The 25,374-nt window shown below is 67.6% G+C and carries 1 protein-coding gene (only partly in view); it reads left to right on the top strand.

What is annotated here, in order from left to right; all coding sequences use genetic code 11:
- Positions 1-25,374 carry part of the coding region annotated (locus tag FB157_RS20455; protein ID WP_145881770.1) for an EndoU domain-containing protein on the top strand (this coding region is incomplete at its 3' end). The annotated region continues 17,718 nt past the right edge of the window, so 25,374 of the 43,092 annotated nt are shown.

Below are 25,374 nucleotides of genomic sequence, written 5' to 3'. Positions count from 1 at the left end.
ATGTCGATCATGATCAGCCCCGAACTGGCCTCCATCTTCTCCACCTTGACGGGGATGCAGTGGCCGGACGCCGACGAGGACGGCCTGTTCGTTGCGGCTGCCGACTACGAGGCCGTTGCCGCCGACCTGGCGAAGGTCAAGGACTACCTCGGCGAACTCGTCAGGGTCGTGACGGAGGAGTTCGAAGGGGCGGCCGCTGATCAGTTCGTGGCGAAGATGAAGGGCCTGATCGGCGGCACTGGGGACGACGACTACTTCGGTGTGGCGGAACAGAGCGCCCGCGACATGGCGGATTTCGCGCGCACTTCGGGCGCCCAGGTCGAGTACACGAAGTGGATGGCGATCGGGCAGCTGGTCCAGCTGGTCGGCGAGATGCTCTGGGCGATCGCCATGGCTCCCTTCACCGGCGGCGGCTCGCTGATCAACCTCAGCTGGGAGATGCTGATCACCCGTGAGGGGCTGATGACACTTCTCAGCTTCCTGGTCAGGTCGATCCTGTCGCATACGTTCATCGGAACCGGTCTCGGTCTGTTGCAGGATCTCGTCATCCAGGGGATCCAGCTGGCCAAGGGGGACGAGAAGGAGTGGAACAAGGACGCGACAAAGATGGCCGCGGAGTTCAGTGCGGCCGGTGGGCTCACCGTCGGCCCGACCCAACTCCTCGGAATGAGCCTCGGCAAGTTGCTCGGCTCGCTCATCGGCAAGAACGCCGGGAAGCTCCTGGGTCAGGAACTGGAGGGCGAGATGCGGGCCGCGGCCCACGAAGCCGCCGCACTCCTGGGCCACGACGCGACCTCGGCGCTGTCCCACGATGCGGCCTCCGCCCTGAGTCACGACGCCTCCTCCGCACTGGCCCATGACGCGTCCTCTGCGGTGTCCCACGACGCCGCCTCCCTCATGGGGCAGCACACCCCGTCGGTGCTTGCGAACGACGCGGCCTCGGCGGTCGGCCACGACGCGTCTTCGGCACTGGCCCATGACGGAGCTTCGGCGCTGAGCAACGACAGTGCATCGGTGCTCAGCCATGACACCGCTCCGCTGCTCGGCGACGAATCTCTTGCGGCCTCGAGCGGGGGGAACAAGTGGCTCTCGGAGGAGGAGTCCGTTGCCTTCGGGTACATGCTGGGCGACCTGCTCGGGGACACGGCACCGCAGCTGGTGCAAGGGTTCTCCAAGACCGGTGCGGGCACGATGGCGGAAGCGTTCGTCAACCGAATGGGGCGGGTATTCGAAAGCAGCCTCGGAGGCGAGCTGGGCCAGGAAGCAGCACGCCAGCTCGGTCAGGACTACGCCAACGCCTTCGTCGAGCACTGGGGCAAGGCCGGAGCGGACCGCGAGGCGCTGCAGACTGCCCTCAACGACGTTCTGCGGGACAGCGGGCTGAGCAGCGAGGGGATCAGGACGCTGACGGAAGGCCTCCCTGCTGCAGCGGACCACATGAACCTGCACGGCAGCCGGGCCTACAAGGTGGGCGACGCGATCGGCACCTCGGCGGGTGGCGGTCTGCAGAACAACCTCACCGAGGGCTTCTACAACCTGATCTTCGACGACGGCCACACGTTCCACACCACCTGGAACACCGCCGTCTCCGGCATGGCCATGGGTCTGCTGGGCAGGGCCGGTCACGAGCTCTTCGCAGGCCCGCTGAGTGCGCGGTTCACCGCATTCGTGGACAAGCTCCGTGGCCGTATTGCCTCGCTGTCCCCCGCTTCCGGCGACGTCGGCCACCCCGGCGGCAGCGAGACCACTCCGTTGCTCCCAGACAACGCGTCGTGGTCCGATTCGTCCAGTACCGTCAGTTCGGATTCGAGTGATTCGGCGCCGTTCCGCGGATCGCGTGCCACCGGGTTCGAGAGCTCGCCGGGTGGTGAGTCGTTCGTTGACAATGATTCGCTGCTGGGCGGTCGGGATGTGCAGTCGGATGGTTCGGGTTCCGTGTCTTCGGGTACGGGTGAGCCGTCGTTGTCCGGTGGTTCGCGTGACCTGAGTGCGCCGCGTACGTCGGGTGGTGAGTCGTTCGTCGGTGGTGATGTGCCGGCGCGTGGTCTGGATGTGCGGTCGGATGGCTCGGGTTCCGTCACTTCGGCCTCGAATGAGCCGACGTCGTTCGGTGGTTCGCGTGACCTGAGTTCGCCGCGTACCTCGAGTGACGACGTGATCGTGGAGAGCCCGCTGAAGCCCGGACAGGACGGGGCGACCCCCGATACTTCCCAGGCGTCCAGCGCGTCCAGTCGTGATTCCGTGCCCACCTCACGTCCGAACACTCCGCAAAGCGAGCCCCGGCAGAGCAGGGCGAGCGGGGCTCAGGAGATCCGGCCCGTTCGCACCGAGAGCGACACCGCCGCCAGATCTGCCAGGGACACCGCCTCCAGCACCCCGGACACGGGTGCCGTGAGGAACCTCGGCGGCGAGCCGGCCCGCCCTGTGGTGACCGAGTCCGAGACGTCGGGGAGCCTGTCGTCTGCCGTCGGCGAGAGGTCGGACAACGGCTCCGCCGCCGACAGCCCGGCGGGCAAGGGGGCGACCGCCGAGGGGCGTATCGACTCCGCGGCGGCAAAGAAGACCGGTCCGCAGGAAGAAGCACAACCCGAGGCCGCGCGTTCCGTTCCGGCCGGTGAGCCCAAGACCGAGAGCAGCAGCCCGTCTTCCGACTCGCGCAAGTACCACACCACGGTGACGAGCGAGGAGGAGGCTCGCGCGCAGTACGAGTATCGCGAGGAGCCTTCCAGCAGTCAGCCCGCGACCGCCGACCACAACCCTCCCACGAGCGCAGACCACGGCCCTCGTACGACCGCCGACCCCCTGGCTCATGACGGCGACAGCCTGTTCGCGCCCCAGCAGCACGGCGCCGACTCGCCCCACGAAGCCGCACCGTCGACCCCCGTTGTCTCCCCCGAGCACCCCTACTTCGTGCCGCCCCCCTCGCACGCGTCACCCGAGCCCGAGGTGCTCGCGCACTGGGAACAGCGGCAGCAGGAGCTGCATGACGGATATGACGGGAAGCTGGGCGACGCAAGCAACCTGTTCACGCTCGACAACGAGTACGAACTGAGCTTCAACTCGGCCCTTCAGGAGTGGAGTTACTCGCATCAGAACGGCAGCAGCGACCCGCGCACCCTGAGCTATTTCATCGACCCGGAGAACAAGGAATCGCTCACGGCCATCTGGCAGCGCGGATACCAGCTGCTGCACTCCGACTTCTCCCAGGAACTCGGAGGCCAGACACACCACCAGGTGTTCGAGGAGGTGAACGGTGCGATCGAGGTCACCGAGCAGCGTCCAGTGCGGTCGCATGCCCTGAACGAGGACCTGGACGGTCTGGTTCAGGTCGCCGCGGCGCGCGAGACCGCGGTGCAGATCGGTATGAAGCGTTTCGTGCGCACCGTCACGGACTGGGGCCGCACGCTCACGGACACCGAAGGGCCCGTGCGCGTCGACCTCCCCGAGGAGTCCATGGCGCGGATCCGCGAACACATGGCGCCCATCTTCCAGTCCAAGGCGGAAGCAGCTGTCGCCGAGCTGTTCGCGACTCCCCAGGACGTGCGGGAACACCTGCCTGCCCGGCTCGCCGACGCGCAGAAGGTGCTGGACGGCATGGTCGGGCAGCTGATGAACGACCTCGACCACAGGGCCGTCTACGAGCACGAGATGACGGGCCTCGTGGAGAAGACCCTCGACGAGTTCGGTACCGAATGGCACCAGCACCTGAGCGAGCAGGACCGCGAGCTGCTGGACACCGCCGGTGTCCCCGAGGACGCGCAGCTCTCCGAGGCCAGCGTCAGGGCCGTGAAGGAGGGGCTGGAAGGCATCTTCGCCGAAGACTTCAAGCAGGCGTTCGGCTCCACGGACGACGCCTCGCGCTTCCACGGCGACATGTCCCGCGCGGTTGTGGAGTTCAGGGCGCGGAGCTCCGCGCACAAGGAGGAGGTCGCGCACTTCTTCGCCGTCCAGGCGGCCCGCGACGTGTTGCAGACCAAGGTCGTCGAGACCGCCAAGCAGAGCGCGGACTTGTGGCAGCAGCACGGTCTGAGCCATCTCGGCGACGAGGCGGTCGAGGCGCTGGGACTCAAGGGCTATGTGGCGGAGCGGCACCTCGAGCAAGTGACGAAGTCGATGGCGAAGGACGTCGACACGGCCCTGCTCGCCGCCGCGGACCGCAGCGGAAAGGGAGACAGCGCCCCCGACGGCGGTCCCGTTCCGCACGATGAGGAGACTCCCGCCTTCGCCGACACGCTCGCGAAGCTCTTCGACGAGAAGCACGTCTACGACCGGTTCAGCCTGCACGCTGCCCGCGATAGCGTCAGCAGCAAGGCCGAGAGGCACGCCCGCATGGAGCTGGCGAGCTGGGAGGCCGAGCGCGGTGAGCAGCTGTCCGCGAACGGCCAGGACCGGGTGGTCCTCGGGCACGCCGGTCGCGAGCTCGACAAGTTCGAGGAGGTGTTCCGGGGTTCGCTCAGCGACGGTCTGCAGGAGAAGCTGACCGAGTGGTCCGAGGAACGGGACTGGCTCCGCGACGAACTGCCGGTCCACTTCGGCTTCGAGGCCGAGGTCATGGAGGGCTTCGGCGCGGCGGCCCGGCATTTCGACGGGCTCGCCGACGGCCGGGAGCTCCATCCCGCAACCCTCGCCCACCTGAAGGACAACTACGGCGAGGACTGGTTCATCGAGTACAAGAACCACTGGGGGCCCGAGAGCCTCGACGCCCAGCGCTGGCTGGACAACGAGCGAGCCAACGAGCACACGTTCGGCACTGGCGGGCGGGACGACAGCGGCGGCAACGGGACCACCGAACCGTTCGCCGGGACGCCCGACGAGTCTCTCGTACACGAGGACCAGCACGAGCCGGTACGCGATGACGACAGCGTCGCCCCGGACACGGATGACGAAAGCGTCGCCCCGGACACAGGCGACGAGCAGGCAACGCTCCCGTCCGCGCCCGTGGTACGCCGGGACTCGGCGTTCGCCGAGAATAAGGACGAACCGAGTGTGGTCCGGTCGGAAGAGGCCGAGACCGCTGTCCGGGTCCCCGAGACCTCGGACACCGGCGCCGCTGAGGAGCGGCCGTCCGCCACGGCGGTGAGCACCGGACCATCGGGTGAGGACCTCGGCAACGAGCACACGAAGGCCCCGGACGCGGACGCGGACGTGGACGCAGCCTCGGACCGTGACCTCACGACTGCCACGCAGGACAGTTCGACGGACCCTGGCGAGCCCCTGCCTCCACACGAACAGCACGAACAGCACGAACAGCACGCCCCCGAACCCGTGTCGGCCAGCGACGCGGGAATCTCCCACGCCTCACAGCCCGCCGAACTGGCGCGGTGGGCCGAATCCCGGATGGATCACTCGCAGCTGGACCTGGAGAAGCAGACGGGGGAGGAAGCACGCCGTCTCCAGTCGCTCATCGACCAGCAGCACACCACCGCCGAAAGCGTCGAAGAAGCCAGGACATACCTGCGCGACCTGGGGAAGTACCACCACCCCGGCTGGCAGGAGATGGCGGAGACGCAGAAGGACGCCCTTGTCACACGCCTGGTACTGAAGACGCTCGAGCACCCGCGCGGCGCCGACGAGGCCGAGCGCCTGGCACTCCACTACGTTCGTGAGGACTCGCTGCGGAAGCTGTCTCCGGAGACCCTGCACGAAGTTCTCGAGCAGGCCGGGCAGATGGTCAAGGAACTCCACCCATCCTGGTTCTCGGCGCCCGAGGCGCCGCACCTGCTGGACGACGAGCAGCGGCAGGTCCACCTGGCGGAGGCGGACCAGCACCGGTACGAGGATCTGGTGGAGGTCGCCCATCTGATCGCGACCAAGGGACACGATCCGGCCGTCGAGCGGGCTCGGGCGATGGAGAACTTCACGGTGTCCTCGGCCGGCCCGGAGACCGTGCAGTTGCGCGTACTGCCCACAGGTTCGGCCAATGCCAAGGTCGTCACCTTCATGTCGGCACAGGAGGCGGAGCAGGCAGCACCGTGGTGGCTGGCCCACGACGCGGGACCGGGGAGCACCTACCAGTTCTGGGACCAGGACGGCGGGGATCCGTCCGCCAGATACCCGGGACATACCCTCCCCTGGTCGGGACAGCCGACCGTCTACGTGTACCTGCGTACGAGTTCGGAGTTCTTCGCTCCGAGCCTGGTCGACCACGGACTCGACGTCGCCGGCCGGGGGGGCACGGCCCCGACCACCGGTGACCATCTGGCGGACTTGGTCGCACGGGCCCAGGAAGTCCAGGAAGCCCTTGCCGAGGCCGAGCGCACCGGAACGCCGCTGAACCTGGTGCTCTTCGCCTGCTACACGGCGCGCGACGACGGTCAGCTGACCCTGATGGCCGCGGAGTTCACACAGCGCTTCGGTGGCAAGCCGGTCCTCGTACACCCGAGCCCCTTCAAGCTGTCCTTCGACAGCACCAGCAAGATCAATGTCGTTGCCGCCCCCGACACGCCGGACACACTGGCCTGGCGCACCTTCGAGCTACTGCCCTTCCACCCGGCTCCGCCCCGGATGGCATGGCCCCTCAAGAACGTACTGTCGTTGCGGACGGCGTACGACGCACCTTGGCGGCATGAGCTCGCCGCCCCCCAGGACCTGCTGCGGCTCCTCCCGAAGGACCAGGAAGTCCATGTCGTGGACGCGGTCAGACGTGGACGCGGCGTCACTTTGCAGGTGGCCGACGGCCCGGGCAGCCACCGGCCGGAGACCCTGAGCATGGCGGACCTGGCGGCGTTGCCGCAGATCACCGCCCTGGACAAGAACGGGCCGGTGGTTCTCCTGGTGGACGGTGCCGGCCTTCCGCCGCTGTCCTCGAAGCAGGACGGCACCGTGGACCGCGACTGGACGCAGGCCCCCGGCATGCTGTTCGCCGCCGCCCACGGCGGCCCGGTGATCGCCCCCACGGGGTGGCTGGAGCTGACTCACGCGAACCCGAAGGGCACGGACGGGCCCGGGCTGCTCGGCGTCGAGCAACTTCCCGAGGACAGGGGCGTGCTGCCGCCGTGGGTCCTACTGCGATCGACGCCGAACGGCCCGGAGGTCACACCCGCCGTTCCGCCCTTCGCCGAGCGCTCCGACGAGCCGGGGACGTCCGGCAGCGGACAGCAGGACGCGTCGCACCTTGCGAGCAAGGAAGAAATTGCCGCGGCGGTCTCCGAGGCGTCGAGCCACGCGGAAGAGGAGCCCTCGCGTCAACTCGATGACGGTGCTCCTGCCGCACTGCCCGACGAGGCGGTGAAGCAGGACGGCTTCGCCCAGCAGACACTCGACGTCGGCTCCGATGACGCGGACGAGCAGTCGGACGTGGTACCCGCGAGCGTTCCCGACATCCAGCAGCTGGCCCAGCGGACGCCCCTGCCGATGCGGGGGGACACCGACTATGAGGGGACTGGGCAGTCGGACGGGTACACGGTCGGCTCCGAGGATCAGGATCGGACCGAGCTGTCGGCCAGCCCGGTGGACGGGAGTCCGCAGGAGATTCCTGAGCCGTCGATGACCGGTGTGCGGTCCGGCGGGGAGGTGTCGAAAGACGAGATCTCCACGGCGGATTCGGCGCCTCGGGTCGTGGAGGAAGAGCCGACGGGCCCCGCCACGCAGGCGGAGTACGACACGCCGCTCACCACCGGGAGCCAGGAGGTGACCACCTCAGCGGATGCGGAGGTGGTCGACACGGAGACCGGTCCGCTGTCGCCGGACGAACAGAACGACAGCGGCGACACCGCACAGACGTCAGCGAACACACCTCCCGGCGCAATCGACACCAGCCAGGTCAACACCAGCCACGTCGACACCGACAGCATCGACGAGATCACCTCACTCCACGACTCATCGATCGACGAGGGCCCCCAGGCCCCGCTGCCCGTCGCTGCCAAGGCAGCCGGCGTCCCGACCGTCTACGGCGACTTCCGCAACGCCACGGGCGGTGATCTGGTCGTCGCCGCGGTCCGCGCCCATCTGCCCGTCGTGCGCAAGCGCGGCGAGACCAGCGGGCTCGACGCCATCCGGCAAGCGATCACCGGCGACTTCGACTCGTTGCGCGGTACGGGGCGCAGGTTCCTGGTGACCTTGCCGAACGGGAGCAAGTACGAGGCGAAGGTCGTCGCCTCTCCGCTGTTCGACCACGCCCAGCTCGTCGAACATCCTGTCGCCCCCGAATCGCCGGCGGAGCTGCACAAGACCACGACGGCCGCGCGGCGGGTTCAGTCCAGTGGGAAGGACTCGGGAATCGGAAGGTCCCGGGACCTCTCGGGAAGCCTGAACTTCTTCACCGGGCCGGTGGGTGTGGCGGTCTCCGTCGGTGGCGGGATATCCACCTCCCGTCCCTCCCTGAGCACGAGCGTCGGCAGGTCGCAGTCCGAATCGCGGACTCTGAAAGGCCTGACCCAGGACGAGCATTCGGTGGTTCCCGTTCGCTACACGGTGACCGTCACCGACGCGCGCGGCAACGCGCTCACTCCGGCCGTGCCAGCCGGAGGCACGCCACTGGTGGACGCCGCGGGCCGGGTGATCGGTGACGCTCAGGTCGAGCTGCACCTTCCCGGAGAGCTGGCCGGACTCGTACCAATTGACGATCCCGCCGATCCCGTGGCCCTGCGCCTGCCGGACGCCCCACTGCTGAAGCAGATGCAGGTACGGAAGGTCGACGTCCAAGGCGGCCTGCCGCACGATCCCTTCGACACGCTCTCCCTCCTGGTCGGGCCCGCCGCCGGGCTCGGTGCGCCGGGACGGACGGTGCTCCAGGACTTCATGAGCGAGCGCAACCTCGCCAAGATCCTGCTCTCACGTAGCGCGGTGATGTCGGATCTGCTGGTGAGCGCGGACGGGAAGCAGACAAGCGCCGTCTCGATGGGAGTCCTGCACGACGACGTGCAGATGGTCGGCGACTACACCGGCAATCCCATCTACTACGTGATCAATGACGGGAACTCGTTCGACCACGTCCAGTCGCTGGAGACGACCTCGGGCTTCAACTTCTCGTTGGGGGTCGGCGGCGGCGCCACCGGCGGTGTGACGCGAGCCACCGTCATGGCGACCGGTACGTTCTCCCGGAAGCGGAGCCGCTCGGCGTCCTCCGGCACCTCACTGGGCTACAACAGCCAGACCATCAACCTCGCGGGCCTGGTGCTGACGAAGGTCAGGGCCCGGGTCCGGTACGCCGTCCTCGGGGACCCGAACAGCAGCCTCGACGTGCCGGTGGAAGGTTACGTCTGGATGTCGGCCGGCCAGGCGGCCGAGCTCGGCCTGCCGCATCCCGAGGGCTCCCCGGACCGGGTGATCGAGCCCACCGGAGTGCCGAGGCACCTGCCGCCCTACTTCCACTCGGGCTCCTTCGGGCCGCACCAGGTGATGAACTTCACCGGTCACGGCGAGCCGGTCAAGAACCAGATCTTCAAGGTCCTCTCCGGTCCCCGGGGGCTGGGCAGTCACCTGACGGACTTCCGGAACGGCACGCTCGCCAAGCGCCCGCGAACCCTGCGGGCCGTCGTGGCGCTGAACCTGAAGGAGCTCGAGAAGTTCTCGCTAGAGAACCTCGCCAAGGACCCGGACGCACTCCTGGGCAGCGGCGTACGAGGCCGGTTCACCCGTGACAGAGGCCAGTGGACGTACCACTACAATGTCACCGTCACCGCCCGTACCGGAAACCCCGTGCACCAGGGCCAAGTGTTCGATCACTGGGCCGGCGGTGGCACCTCGGTCGCAGGGGTGACGGGCTCGGGAAAGAGCATCACCACCTCCAGTGGTCTGGAGATCGCGGCCAAGGCCCGGCTGGGGCACAGCATCGGCCCGGTGAGCGCCGCCGCCTCGGCTTCCCTGGCAGGAACCTTCACCCGCACCCGCAGCAGGCAGCTGTCGGTCAGCTCGGACCCCTCGTCCTTCTACTCGTACGACGGTGCGGCGAACTCCCAGGTCTTCGACGTTCCGATGACCTACGACGTCACCATCACCCGGCACAAGGTGCTGCGGGAATGGGCGAAGGCCGCGCCCGGACTTCCGGGCAAGCAGGCGCCCGAGGTCAAGACCCTGGCCATGACCCACCAGGAAGGGGACGCTCCGCTGCCCCCGGGGGCCGTGGCGCTCGAACCCTTCGAGAACGAGATCCGGATCATGGTGTCCGACGATCTCACCTTCCCCGAGGACACCACCCCCCTCACACCGCCACCGCCCACTACGGCCAAGATCAAGGCACCGCCGTCGATCACCGCATTGCCCGGCCGCGCCGCGAAGACGGACAAGGTCGAGTACCACGCAGGGGTGGAGATCACCGCCGATGTGTCCGCCGCACTGATCCGGGCGGCCAAGGACGCAGTCACCGACGCTGCGGGCGGCGACGAGGCCCTCACCTACACCGGCAGCCCGAACGACGAACGCTTCGACATCCTGAGCCACAAGCAGCTCGTGGCGGGCATGAAGGACGCCGAAGGCGGACGTCTGTGGATCGAGGACCTCACGCACCTTCGCCGGACCAACGACACGAACGCGGCGGTCGGCGTCCAGCTGCAGCTGTCCCTCCCGGAGAACCCGCGGGACGCGTTCGTGACGATGCTCGACTCCAACTTCCAGCGAGGTGCCACAGGCGGTTACACGGTCGCCGGATCCAAGAGCACCTCGAAGAAGTGGGCAGTCTCCCTGCCGGTCCTCAACGAATCCCTGACCTCGGCACAGTATCCCGACGTCTGGGGCAATGCGGGTGGCGGCCTGGGCAAGTCCTGGAAGAGCGGCACGTCGTTCACGGTGAAGAACAGCGGCAGGCTGGAACGGGCCGTGGACATGGACGGTCCGGTGCAGCGCGTGCTGGTTGCGCTGAACGGCAGGTTCACCGTCGTCTCGGAGGCCAGGGACGAGAACGTCCTCAAGGGCACGGTCCTTCCTCAGAGCAGTACCGGACGGTCCGGGCGCACCGTCACCACCCAGGGCGGCATCTTCGTCGAGATGACCATGGCTCAGGCCCGCAAGGCCGGCGTCCTGCCGCCGAGCCTGGCAGGCGAGGACCCCGGGGCGGACGGCCGCAGGTTCCCCTCCGCGGGCCCGGGCCGGCGGCTCTACCCTCCGGTGGCGCACACCCAGGGCCAGTTGGGCGCCCGGGGCCCGATGCGGCCCGAGAACTCGCTCTACACCGCGGACCTGCTCGAGGGCCTGGCCGCGAAGCTCACGAAGCTGGACCCCAAGCTGTTCGGGGCGCTCTTCCCGCAGCAGGTGCTCGACGACCGGATGCACAACATCTCCCGGTCACTCGACCTGACCTCGGAGAACACCTCCACAGCGATGGTGCACAGCCTCTTCGAGCGCGGAGTGCCGCTGCTCGTCCACAAGCTGACGACCTTCGGCAGCAAGACCTACGAGCTGGTGCTGTCGGCGCGCGCGACCGAACAGCCCGCCTTCCGAGGTGTGATCGCCTACGACGGCATCAGCATCCTCAGCACCTCGCGGGGGCAGAGCCGCTCGGACGGTGTTTCCCGCGGAACCTCCGGCAATGCCAACGTCACCCCGGTGGAGGCCTACACACCCGACCTGACGTCGAACCCCGTCACCTTCCTCGGAGCCTCCCAGTCCCGTTCCATCGACGCATCCCAGTCGCACTCCGCCGGACAGGGGACCGGTGAGTCGACCGGAGGCGCCCTCTGGGTGAGCGGACCGGTCGCGCGGTTCGAGGTGCCCGTGCAGGTGAAGCTGGCCCTGCGCGCGGACGGCGAGGAGATCGCCTCCTTCACCGGCCCGGAGGTGAAGAACTTCAAGTACCGGCTGCTGGCCGACTCCCTGCGCAGCACCCCGCCTCCGGCCACACCGGCGCTGCCTGCCAGGGTGAGCAAGGGAGAGACCTGGAAGCCGGGCAGCGTCGGCACGAAGGTCGCAGCGTGGCGCGGCCAGGGCCTGCACGTCACGCCGGACGGCCCGGTCGAGGTGGAAGGCGCGGCGGACGCGCTGTACCGGTCGGTCACCCAGGCGGCCCAGGCGGCCGGGGTCGATGTCGGCAGGCTGACGAAGACAGGGCTCAAGCAGCAGTCCGTGCACGCCATGGTGAGCCCGGAATGGGTCAACGCCCACCTCGCGGAGATGCTGCGGCAAGGCGTGTCGCTGCCGGGCCTGGAGTCGCTGGGGGTCTCGGTCACCGTCCACGCGCGGCTGGGACGGGACGCGGAGCTCGGCTCGTTCACCGAAGGCGGCAACGTCGTCGGCGAGAAGAAGACCACAGCCGACAGCAGCAGCGCGATGCAGTCCGGCTCCGGTCGCGGTACGACCACAGAGCTGGGTCCCGGCCGGGTCAAGGCCGCCGACGGAACCATGTGGGGCGGCCTCTCAGGCGCCGACTTCGGTACGACCACCAGCCTCAGCCAGTCCAGGAGCGCGGGCTCCTCCTCCGCCGACACAACCCAGCTCTACACCCAGGGGCGGCTCGCCGAACTGCGTCACCACGTGGACTTCCTGGTCGTGGTACAGCCCCACAACCCGGCCAAGGGACCGGTCGGCGTATCCGAGGCGAAGCTGCCCGCAGCCGGCACCAGCTGGGTGCCAGCCTCCCAGCTCGGCACCCTCCTCGGTCCGCTGCCCAAGGAACTGCACCAGGCTCAGGACGCCCTCGCCGCGGCCACCGACGCCTGGCGCAGAGCCGAGCGCCGGCGCGACGACAAGGCCAAGGAACTCGACGCCCTGGCCCGCGAGCATGCCGCCGCACTCGCTACAGCCGCACCCAAGCCCGGTACGTCCGTGGAGGACAACGGGGCAGGCGTCGGGAACGGGGACCAGACACTCGCCGACAGCATCGAGGAGGCCCTCGGCCCCGGGGTCTGGAAGGCCCCGGCGCGGAACACAACCGGGACGCCCGCCGACCAGACTCCTCACGACACGGGCGAACTGCCCGCAGAACTCGAGCAGATCCGGGACGAGCTGGCGGACCTGGAGGACACGGCACGCGACAGCTTCGCCGCCTGGTGGGGCGTCAAGCGCACGGTCGAAGACGTGATCGACGCCTACAACGCGGCGAAGACCACGGCCGGCACCGAGAACGGCACCGAGCTCTCCTTGCAGGATGGGAGCGAACCGGCGCCCGAGAAGGCTGCGGGAGTCGGCGGCAGTCAATCCCTCTCCCCGACAGCGGCAGGGAAGCGGAGACAGGTCCACTTCACCGAGGATCCGCTCGTGTTCGACGGGGACGAGGAGGCTCCGGCGGACGCAGGGCCCGGGGCGGTGAGCGTGCCGGGGTGGTCGCACGGGCTCCGTGAGTTCCCCTGGGGCTCCGTGGAGCTGTCGGAGCACGAGAACGCCCTCGTACTGCTCGGCGCGAAGGACGCGGGGGTCGCCGTACACCGGCTGGCCGACGCGCACTGGTTCAACAGCGAGCAGGAGGCGGGCACGCTTGAGCCGCTGACCGTTTTCGTCCGGGGATCCGCAGACCGCTCCAAGGGCTTCTGGCAGGCCTACAACGGCACCGGGCTGGAGTACCGGTCGCTCGACGAACTCCACCAGGTGATCACGACATCGGGCGCATGGTCCGAGAGCGGTGACCGTGACCTGCTGGTGGTCTCCTGCTATACCGGCGTCGACGTCGTGCAGATGGCCGAGAAGTTCGGGCGGACGACGACGGCCCCATCCGGCAAGGAGGGGCTGTTCGAGGACGGCACGGTTCGTCACCTGGACGATGCCGGGGCGGAGGAGGAACGTGACGCGGACGGATCGGTGCGTCAGGGCGACGACGGCGGGCGATGGCTCGTGTCGGTGCCCGGGGGCACCGACGGTGCCTGGGAGATCGTCGAGGACTTCGGACACCTGCTGCCGTTCCAGGAGTCGCCCGAGCAGGCCCCCGACCTTGCTGATCTCGTGGAGGAGGAACCCGGAAGCGAGGCCGACAGCCCGGCATTGAGCGGCCAGCGGCAGCAGCCCTTGGTCTTCGACGGCAAGACCCCCCGGGAGGTGGCGCGCTGGGCTACCCGCCTGATCAGGGAGACGTCCACGAAGGTACGCAACAGCAGCGAGGAAAACCTCGCGGAGGTGCGACTCCTGGGCCAGGAACGGAACGTGTCCGGAACGGAGCTCAACAACATGTTCCGTGCCCTGGGGAAGGCCGGAAAGGAGGTTCTCGATAACGGTGACTGGAACCGACTCGACCAGAACGCACAGAAGGCGCTGATCCGTGCGGTAGCCCGGGCGGGAATGCAGAAGGGACCCGCAGCGGCAAAGTCACTGGGTGAACACCTGACGAACGTGGAGAAGCTGCGGCTGTTGCCGCCCGTCCAATTGCAGGATTTGCTGGAGCACGCCTACCAGGTGATCCAGAGTGCATCCGATTCCTGGTACGAGTCCGGCAGTGACGAGGAACGGTTCCACGGACTGCTCAAGGTCGCCGTCGTGCTCAGACGGGGCGGCACTGACACCGAGGCGCTGTTGACGGCTCGTCATCTGGAACGTGAGCGGCAGCGGCAGGAGACGCAGCACAGCAGGTCGGAGGAGTTGCGTGCGGGGGTGCCGGTGGGCTCCGCTGGGTCGGAAGTGTTCAACCGCACCGTCATGCGCACACGTTCGCAGAACTCCAGTGTCATCTCGTTCGTGCCGGAGTCGAAGGTCGACAAGGTCGAGTTCGCGTGGAGTCGTCATGACGCAGGGCCCGATGCCAAGTATTCCTTCCTGCTCCCGAACGGTCGCCCTCGGACCGGGAAGCTGCCATGGGCCGGTCAGCACACGCTGTATGTCGACATGCACGGGCAACCGGACCGCGCCTGGCCGGCGCTGCGGGACACCACACAGCGTGGCGGTGGCAACCGCCTTGCCTCGGTCAATCCGCGACACCTCGCGGAGATTGTGAAGGCCGACCCGGAATACCTGCACCTACTTCAGAAGGCTCGGGATGACGGAAAGCCCCTGAACGTGGTGCTGTTCGCCTGTAGGTCCGCCGGAAGCCAACCGATCACAGACCCCTCACAGACCATGCTGGTCCGGGATTTCCATGCCCTCATGGGGCCCGGACACATAGGCCACTCCAGCCCCTTCACACTCTACGTGTGGGAACCAACCGGGGTGCTGAGCGGCGACATCTCGGACGCCACGCTGAGCGACTGGCAGAAGTTCCCCCAGCGCGCTCACCTCCAGCTCGCGGGCCAACTGAGCAACGGCGTGTCGCTGACCTCGGCGGACGACTTCGCCTGGCGTGCTCCGATCGCTCCCTCGCAGGAGCTCTCCGCGGTGCTGCGGGACCTGCCCGAGGTCCAGGACGTGCTGGTGGTGGAGGCGGCCCCGCACGGATCAGGTGTGCGCGTGTGGGTACCGGGCCGGCAGAGCGGCGGGGAGTACCAGAACTGGGCGATGCCGGAACTGGCAGCAGCGCTCCGGGAGGGCCGCCTGGGCCCTGTGCTGCACGAGGGTCGGCCGGTGCTGCTGCTCGTGGACGGTGCGGGACTCAAGCCCGCGCCGTCCGGAGGCGAGGAGAGCGGTCCGGCGGAGCCCGGCGCGTCACTCGCCGAGCTGCTCGCGGCCGAACTGCCCGGGTCGAAGGTGATCGCCCCTGCCGGTGCACTGGGACAGGAGAGGCTGGAGGAGGAAGCGCAGGACGGCCCGCTCCTGCCCGCACCGCTGAAGGTGGAGCGGCCCGACGCACACCTGAGCAACCCCGATTGGCAGCCCTGGCAGGTCGTCGACGGTCCGACGCTGACGCAGCCGGAAACCGACGACGGTACTCCGGACACCCACGAGACGGTCGAAGGACCAGTACTCGACCAGCCGGCCATACCGCCGGGCTTGGCAGCCGCCAGGGACTTCGAGGCGTTCCTCAAGAATCAGCTCGGTAACGCCGGATTCGGTGCCTTGTGGGACCAGGCATCGGCAGACATCCGCAGCCACGGCGCATTTGTCTACCCGCCGGACGGCGGGCGGCCTCTCCATGAGAGCGATCCCTGGCTGTACGTGGTCCAGATGCAAGTCATGCGCAGGCTGCACGCGGACCAGGGCAACGCGGGGGCACAGCAATACGCCGCCGAGCAGCCGCAGCAGCTTTCCGACCCTCGGCCCAGCCCAGAGGCAGTCCCACCGGGTTGGCAGGCTGCCAGGGCCTTCGAGCCAGTTCTCAGGAATCAGCTTGGTGAGGCCCGGTTCCGTGCCTTGTGGGACCAGGCGTCAGCGATCGTCCGCGACCACGGCGGGTTTGCCTTCCCGCCGGATGATGTGCGCCCCCTCCATGAGAGCGATCCACAGCTCTACGTGGTCCAGATGCAGGTGATGCGCATGCTGCACATGGACGAGGGCATCGTGGAGGCACAACAGTACGCAAGTCGGCAGCGGCAGCAACTCCCAGGCGCCCGGGCCGGTATGGCCAACGACGAGCCCGTGCAAACTGAGGGGTCGATGCAGGCTGAGGGGCCCGAGCAGGTCGAGCTGGTCCCACAGGTCACGCAGGCCGTGACCTTCGCGCAGGTCGACGGGACCGAGTCCGACGCATCAAGCACAACAGACGAGGATGACGACACCGCCAGCCGCGCGAATTCCGAGGGTGAGCTGTCTCCCTTCGAGGAGGCCCTGAACCGCTTCCAGGACCGCACACTCGAGAACCCCGAGCCGCCTGTCCCGCCACAACAACCGGAGCACGTCCAGGAAACCCAGGACACGCTCACGGAGCAGGTACCGGACAACGAACTCCAGGCGGCTGACCTGCACCGTCGAGCGCATGAGGCGTCTGCTGCGGAGAGCCTTCTCTACGGGGACGGGCTCGGGTGGAGCATGCCTTTCGACCAGCTTCCTCTGATGCTGTGGGGCGAGCGGGGGGTACACCGCCTGCATCGGTTGCTGATCGATCGATCCGAGCGTTACCGAGGTGACTACGCAGCAGCCCGGCTGCTGATGGCCGGCCCTGGGCATCCGGATGCCAAGGAGGAACAGCTCAGGGAACTCGTCCAGCGGTGGGGGCTGCACTCTGGTGTCGCCGACTACTGGGTGGACCGATTCACCTCGCTCGCGGCACGCAAGGCGCTGTGGGGCAGCAGGCCGGAGCAGGACCACACCTTGGTCTCGCAGCATCTCGACACCTACTACCGGCCCTCGGTGGGGGAGGACGAAACCGGGACCCTACGCGGGCAGGAACTGGCCGCGCTCCGCGAGGAACTCCACTTCGAGTTGCTCGAGGCGCTCGGCGCGGACCGCAGCGGGCACCTTGCTCTGAATCTGGCGCGCACCATCGCCCAGGAGGAGAACACCTATACGACGCGCCCCCCCCACATCGGCAGGCCCGACGAAGAGGAGCCGATCCGCCGGGGACCCCTCCCGACCGACCTCACATCCCGAGAACTGGCAGAGCTGGCCCGCTCAACAGGACTGCACCGACAGAGCGGGTCGCTGGGCAAGACACGCGGCAAGCTGTCGCAGGTACGCGACAGCGACATCGAGCTGATGGGCGACATCGTCGGCGTGGTCCGTCAGTTGGACGGCACGCAGAGTGATCTTGACCGGGCCAGGCTGACGAGCGCCCGCCGGCTCGTGGACATCCTGCGGCGAGAGTACGGTCATACCGGTACGTTCAGTCCCGAGCATCTCGACCCCCTGGTGCGCCGCGTGTTCGGCCTGTCTGACCACGGCGAGGTCACCTCGGACCAGCGGCGGACCCTGCTCGACCTGGTACCGCATGCCAAGACCTCCGGCAGGCCCGTCTCCAGCCAGAGCCTCGCTGCTGCCCGAACCAGGCTCCACCCAGAGCTTTCCACGCCGCGTGAGCAGGACACCGCCAATGACTCCGGTATCCCGGAAGAAACGCCTGCTCATTCCACGGCAGCTGTGTCCGTGGACATAACCGCGATCTTCCCCACACCGACCTGGTACGGGGACGGCGGGACGCTCTACCGCGTCGACACCCGGCACCCGGACGTGATCTTCGCCGAGGGCTTCCGGCCGCGCGACGCGCAGAACCTGTCCCTGCATGACTACGTGCAGTTCGGAGCCGACGAAAACGCCGAGTTCGGCTTCGTGAGCACCAGTGGCTCCTTGGACTGGACCCTGAACTGGCGCTCCAGCGGATACGTCTACGAGTTGGGCCCCGAGGCCCAGGGCGGAATCGACGTCGCCGAGACGATGGCCGACCACGGAGTTCCGTACGAGTTCGCGGAGCAGGAAGAGGTGGCCTTCCCGGGCGGCCTGTCCACTGCGGTCATCAAGGGCGCGTGGGAGGTGGTGACCGCTTCGAACCCCGGCGAGCCGAACACCCTCGGCAGGTTCGTACCCAACCCGCATTACGGACAGGACCACTTGGAGCGCCCCACCGATCCCGTGCCGGGCTGGTCGCAGGGCACGCAGGACCTCCCCTGGGGCACGGTGGAGGTCTCCGAGCACCCGCACGCGCTGATCCTGCTGGGGCAAGAGGAAGCCAGGCAAGCGGTCACGTACCTCGAACAGGCCGACTGGTTCCGAGCCGACCCAGATGACGGCTTCCTGACGGTGTTCGTGCGTGGTGCGCGGGGCAGTGGTGGCAGGAGGTGGCTGGCGTATGCCGGTGGGTCGGTGTCGGAGCGGCCGTTGTCGGATCTGGTCCGGTTGGTGAAGTTCCATGCCCAGTGGCGGGGTGGTCGGCCGGTTCGGCTGGTGTTCTGTGACGCCGGGCTTGTGGTCAATGGGCTGGCGGATGCGTTCGGGCAGGTGGTGGAGGCGCACGAGGGTGCCCTGGTTCTGACCGATGAGGGGCTGGTGTTCGATGACGGTGAGTCGTCGTGGCTGACGGCGCTGCCGGACACCGAGGAGCCGTGGGACCTGGTCACGGATGTCTCGCCGCTGCCGTTCCAGGCTCCGCCTGGTGACGACGGGCAGCACGGCCTCCACTTCGCCGGCGAGAGCGGCTCGGGAACGGTCACCGAGGCCCAGTATCCGGCTTTCCGGCCGAAGGCGTCGCTTTCCAAGCACGTGCTCATGGGTTGGACGAGGGGCGTGCAGCAGCCCAACGGACAGTTCCACAGGGTCCTTAAGGGCCTGCACATGTGGGGTGAGGAGCAGGCGCAGAAGTACCGGTTGGAAAACATTCCTGGGGAGCTCAGCCGACAGAACCCGGCGCCGAACGGCGTGTTCGTCGCGGCGGTGTACTCCTTGACCAACGGCCGCCTGCTGAAGAGCAGGAGCGAATTTTTCCCGGAGGGCCTGACATACGAAGCGGCCTTGCAGGAGGCACAGGAAGCATACGAGAACGCGACGGTCACGGTGGGCGGTGTGATCCGTAAGCGCGACGGATCCCTGCAGTGGGACGGGTACTCCAGGAGCGGGAACAGGATCGCAGGCTTTTCCGAAAACGGCGATATCACCGCCTTTTACCCGAAGCCCTCGAGGAACATGCCGGCGTGGGCCCTCACTTCCGCCAACCCGCTGGTCGCGGCGATGGAACGATCGCGGGCCCGGACGCAGAGCAACGCGCCCTTCGTAAACACCAACCAGGCCCAGAGCGGAACGCCGGTGTCACTTCAGGACACGGCGTCCGACGGCTCGACGGTCAAGACGCACCTGGTTGAGGCAGCGGAGCCCGGGTCCGGCACTACGCAATCCGTGGAGTTCCGGCCCGCGCCCTGGCTCGCCAGTCACGTGCGCGCGGGTCGGATCAAGCGGACTCTGCAGGCCAACGGTCAGGTCGCACAGGTTCTCTCCGGCCTGCATCTGTGGGGTGAGGAGCAGGCGAAGAAGTTCCGGCTGGAGGACATCCCCGGAGAGCCGACTCGGCAGAATCCCGCGCCGAACGGTGTGTTCTTGGCGGCCGTGTACTCCCTGGACGGGCAGTTGCTCAAGCGCCGGAGTCAGTTCTTCCCGGAGGGTCTGACCTACGACGTGGCTTTGCAGGAGGCACAGGAGGCGTACCGGGACGCGGCGGCCAGAGGGTGGATCGATGATCGTCCCAGGGACAATGATGTCATCAGCTGGGCGGGCTACTCGACGAGCGGGAACCTGATCGGTGGTTTTGCCGAGAACGGCTTCATCAGCGCGTTCTTCCCGAAGTTGACGAAGGACATGTCTGGTCTGGTGCTGACGTCGGACAATCCGCTGGTCGCGGCGGTGGAACGGCGCAAACTCCCGCCGCTGTGGTCCAGGCTGTCCGACAGCGATCAGCGGATCAGCGAGCATCTCAACACTTCGACGACCGGCGAGGCCCCTGCGCTGAGTTCGGCGCTGGCTCTGGACCGCGCCCGGGTTCTGCTCGGCGAGGGCTACCAGCTGATGCGCGGAGGACATCTGCCGGCTGGGAAATGGGCTTCGCGGGTGCGTCACCTGTTCGGTGTGGACAAGGCCCGCGCCGACGCTCAATCGGACAGGGTCCTGACGGCCGGTCTGAAGCTGCTTGATGTTGATGTGCGGATGGCTGGAGAAGGCGGCACGCCGTACTCGGCCCAGCAGGCGGTGGGGGATGCCGCTGTTCTGAAGGAAGTGGCACCTGAGCTGATCAACGCTGGCTGGCTGCATCCCCTGGACGCCGCCAAGCGCGTCGAGGTGATCCACCAGTTCGCCCCCACTGAGCCGTTCTCCTACAAGTGGAGGCTGTCCTCCGGGCAAGGGGCGGAAAACACGGAAACCGGCCTCGGCCTGATCCTGCTCGGACACGGGGAGGCCCGGCGGGCGGTGACGTACCTGAGCCGCGCCGAGTCGCTCTGGGCCAGTGGCAGCAAGGACTATCTGACCGTCTTCGTTCGCGGAGTAAAGGGCAGCGGCGGGAAGAAGTGGCTGGCGTACGACGGCGCTTCCGTGTCCGAGCAGCCGCTATCCGAGTTGGTCAAGTTCATGCAGGGCCAACCGGGTTGGATGCTGCAGCGGCCGGTCCGACTGGTGTTCTGCGACGCGGGACTCGCCATCAATGAACTGGCCGACATGTTCGGCCGAATGGTGCAGGCGTATGACGGTGTGCTGACGCTGACGCCGGACGGCCTGGTCGTCGATGACGGCGAGTCGTCGTGGCTGACGGCGCTGCCGGGCACCGATGAGCCCTGGGACCTGGTCACGGATGTCTCGCCGCTGCCGTTCCAGGCACCGCCCGGCGACGACGCGCAGCAGGGCCTCCACTTCTCGGGCGACAGTGACGACGAGGCGTCGGTCTACTACAGCGCACCCCAGTCACCGGAGCCGCAGACTTCCGACGAGGTGCAGTCCGTCGATGACGAGTTGGAGGCCGTCGACGACGCGCCGTTCACGCGCCCGAGCCAGCCGCTGCGCAAGGACTCGGCCTTTGCCGAGAAGGCCGAAGAACTTCCGGATTGGAACCCTGATGACCGGCTTTCCGTCATCTGGAGCAACGCGTCGGGTTCGTCCCTTGGCGATCTTCCCGAGTCGTCCGCTCAGCTGACATCGGAGCACGACCACTCGCTCGAAGGCGCCGACGAAGCGCACGACGAGGCAACGGAGCCAGCACTCCGGACGCAGGAAGACTCCCGGACGCAGACGGCAGAAGTGAACCAGCCGTCGGGATCGGCCACGACTGACACGTCGGGGCCGGCTCCCACGCCGCCCACCAGCCGTCGTGTTCCGAGGCGTGACGAGGCACGCCCGCCACGAAAGACCCGCGACTACGCCTTGACCGCGCCGAACCGCGCATCCCTGGAGAACGCCTCCGCGAAGGACCGCTTGCGGCACGGGCCGTTCGCTACTCGCTTCGAGGCCAAGAACATCGAGATGGAGGGCCCGGACGACCTCAACTCCTTCCCCCGATTCCGGGCGGTCCGTCCGGTTGTGCTGGAGGAGCACCCAGAAATTCAGATTTCGACTGACGGTACACTCGCGATCAAGTCGAACGGCCGAGTCAAGGACTTCTACACCACCCCGCAGTCGTTCAACCGTGCGCAGCAACGTCTTTATCAGGTCGGCAGTGCATTGGACCTGTTCATGGACGATAAAACCTTCATAGAATTCGAGCAAGAAGGTGAGTCCAGGCGTCTTTTCCGCGTGTCGGCGGAGTTCGAGAAAGATCCGTCCGACGTCTGCCGTGACTTCGCGCAGCAAGTGCAGGGGGGTACTTTCACGCATGCAGTGATCTACGATGCGCGACCTCCTGACCGGGGAGGCAGCATGCAGTCCGGCACGGTGAAAATCAACGCGTCGGGCAACGTGGAGGTCGCCGGCACGCATTACCTGGCCGATGGTCTGGTGAAGGTCGTGAAGAATCCGCGCCGGTCCGGAAGTGTCACCGTTGACTGGGCACTCGCAGAGACGATCCGATGGGAGAAGTCCAGGGACGAGCTCAGCTGGCCGACGCCAGGTCGCGATTACGGAGGGGTGCTCAACCGGCATAGTTCGAAAAACCGGCAGAGGCGTAAGACCTTGGCTGACCTGAGTGAAAAGGTCGGAGTCAACGAATATGCTCTGGCGCAGGTCGGTGAGGGCTATCTCGTTCAGTCCATCGCGTATGCGGTCGATGCGGCAACGAGGTATCGCGACTTCTCCAAGGATTTCAGCCACCCGAACGGAACCGGCTCAGGGTCCGGCTACCACTTCGGATCAGTGGTACTGGAGAGTCATGACGGCCAGCATCAGATCGTCGTCGAGAACACTCAAGTGCGCGAGCTGTCGCGTCGCCCTCTCGAGTCGGCTCTGGACAAGAACATCGAGTACTACTCCACGCGGCTCTCGCAGATCGAGCAGAAGCTGGACGAGGCGCTTACCTCCGGAACGCTCCAGGAGGACGACGCGAGGCTGACCTTCGCGAGGAATCTCCGCCGGATGCAGGCTGCCAAGCAGAAGCTGGAAGAGTTGGCATCGCGTTCGGACACAGTGGCCCTCGACAGCCTGACTCTCCAGCGCTACGCCGATGAGGAGAGCGCTGCGGGGCGCTCGGGTGGATTCCTCACCGCCGTCCTGGACAAGGCCATGGGCGGGAGCTACGACGTCGGGACCTTCCGACGCCACCTCCAGGGCGAGATCACGGCTGGGCGCAGGGATGCGATCCGCTCCCTCACTGCGATCATCGGGGATGAGTTCGGCACGGGCGGCGGCCTTTGGCGCTTCTCGATGTATGGTCCCGCGTCCGGCGAGACGTTCTTCGAGAAAATGGCGAGCTTGGACTCGCCCGAAGTCACCTTCGGATACGCCAACCCGCTTGGGATGGTGGTGATCAGCGACCACGGTGACAAGCAGATCGACCTGCCGCTCAGCCTCGGTGCGATGGTCCCCGGCAGCCATGAGACACAGCAACTCAACCGGCTGCTCGGAACTACGGTCAGGTCGGCCCTGTGGCAGGCCCGACAAGGCCTGCCGCTGCCCATCCTGCGTGTCAAGATCGAGTCCCTCCCCGAAGAGGTCCAGCACTCCTCTGAACGGGAAGACACCTTCAAGGCGTTGGTCCGCGAACAGCTCTCGACTCAACTGGCCGAAAAGCAGAAGGACGGCCCGCAGGACGTCCCTGTGATCACAGCGGCCGACATCCCGCTGTCGGTGGAACACCTCCTGCGCCTGCCGGAGGCCGTGGGCGACACCAGCGGGCTCGGCTCCTGGGCGCTCGAACAGTTGCAGAACGAGGCCAACGAGACACTGACGTCCCGCATTCAGGTCCAGGCCCATATGACGGGCGACCCGGCGGATCGCGTCGACCTGACATCGGACGAGCTTGACGAACTGGCGCGCACGACGGGTCTGCACCGCGAGGACGGGCTGCTGGGCAAGGCACGCGGCAAGGTAACGCCGGTGCGACCCGATGAGACAGCGCTGATGCGTGACATCGTCAGCGTGTTCCGTCATCTGGACGGGCATGAGGCAGAGCTCGACACGGCTCGGCTGACCAGTATCCGCCGGCTCGCGGACGTGCTGCGGCGCGAGTTCGGTCACTCCGGGACGCTGCGCCCCGAGCATCTCGATCCGCTGGTACGCCGTGTGCTCGGGCTGCCCGACCACACGGAGGTGACCGCCGGCCAGCGCCGCGGCCTGGTGGACCTGGTCGCCGCTGCCAAGACGTCCGGACGCCCGGTCACCAGCCAGGACCTCGTACTCGCGCGCACACGTCAGCGGCGGACGACGCGTAACCCGTCCCAGCCGATGACTGGTTCGGGGATCCCTGCTCCGCGGGAATCCGTGGTCCAGCCTCGGCCCATTTCCACGATCTTCGAAGAAGGGGTGCAGGTTGAGCCGGCCGAGCGCCCGCCGTTGGTTTTCGACGGGCCGTCGCAGGTCGGAACGGAGGCCGGGCCGGAGAGCGAGGCCGGCGGTGGGATTGTCGTGGGCTGGTCGCAGGGGGTGCGGGAGTTTTCGTGGGGTTCGGTGCAGGTGTCGGAGCACCCGGAAGCGTTGGTGCTGCTGGGTGAGGGGGACGCGCGGACGGCTGCAAGCTATCTGCAGAATGCCGAGTGGTTCACGGCGGGTCCGGGGGCGAGCGGCGGCATCTTGACGGTGTTCGTGCGGGGTTCGGCGGATCGTTCGAAGGGGTTCTGGCAGGCGGCCACGGACGAGGGGTTGGAGTATCGGTCGCTTGACGAGCTGCATGAGGTGATCACGAGTTCGGCGGCGTGGCGGCAGAGTGGTGGCCGGGATCTGTTGCTGGTCTCGTGTTACGCGGGTGTGGATGTGGAGGTGTTGTCGGCGAGGCTCGGCCGGGTGGTGACGGCTCCGTTCGGGAAGGAGGGGTTGTTCGAGGACGGCACGGTTCGTCACCTGGACGATGACGGGTCGGTTCAGGTGCGGGATGCGCAGGGGTCGGTGCGCGATGGTGACGAGGGTGGCCGCTGGCTGGTCTCGGTGCCGGAGGGGACGGAGGGTTCCTGGGAGATCGTCGAGGACTTCGGAAACGAGCTGCCTTTCCAGCAGGGAACCGACGCGCTCGGTGCCGTACTCGCCTTCGACGACGAGATCGAGTTCCGTTCGTCGATCTGGCTGAACGACCACGTCCGCAACGGACATGTGGACTACGACCACGAGGCGGGCGGTAAGACGCTCCGTGGCCTGCACATCTGGCGCCGCAATCTGGCGGATCGCTATGAGCTGGAGAGTGTGGAAGGGCGGTGGTCGAAGGAGAACCCTGCGGCCAATGGCCGGTTCGTGGCGAATGTCCATCCTGCCGAGGGGGCGCGTGTGCGGTTCCAGCCCAAGGCGGAGAATGTCTTCTTCCCTGAAGGGCTGACGTACCAGCAGGCGAAGCAGTCGGCGCAGGATGCGCTGGCTTACGCGCAGTCGCACGGTGGCCTGCGCGAAACCACGACAGGCGCCGGCGGTCTCCGGTGGGAGGGCAAGGACCGGTACGGCAACTGGCTGGGCGGTTTCCTCAACGCGGCGAACAAGGTGTCGTCGTTCTTCCCGGTCGACCGTGATCCTGAGCCGGAGCCCGGCGCTCCGGAGAACCTGTGGACCGCGGTCACGCGGCAGCGCCGGGACGCGGCGCAGCGGAACGTCAACCAGGGCGTGACTCCTGTGGCGACGGAATCGCAGGCCACTTCCCGGCCGGTGGCCGCCGCCCCCGCCGCACCCCGCAATGTC

Origin of the sequence: Streptomyces sp. BK340, assembly GCF_007827595.1 — a bacterium.
Lineage (GTDB): Bacteria > Actinomycetota > Actinomycetes > Streptomycetales > Streptomycetaceae > Streptomyces.
Note: the sequence above shows the minus strand (reverse complement) of the source record. Positions and strands in the feature narration are given on the sequence as shown.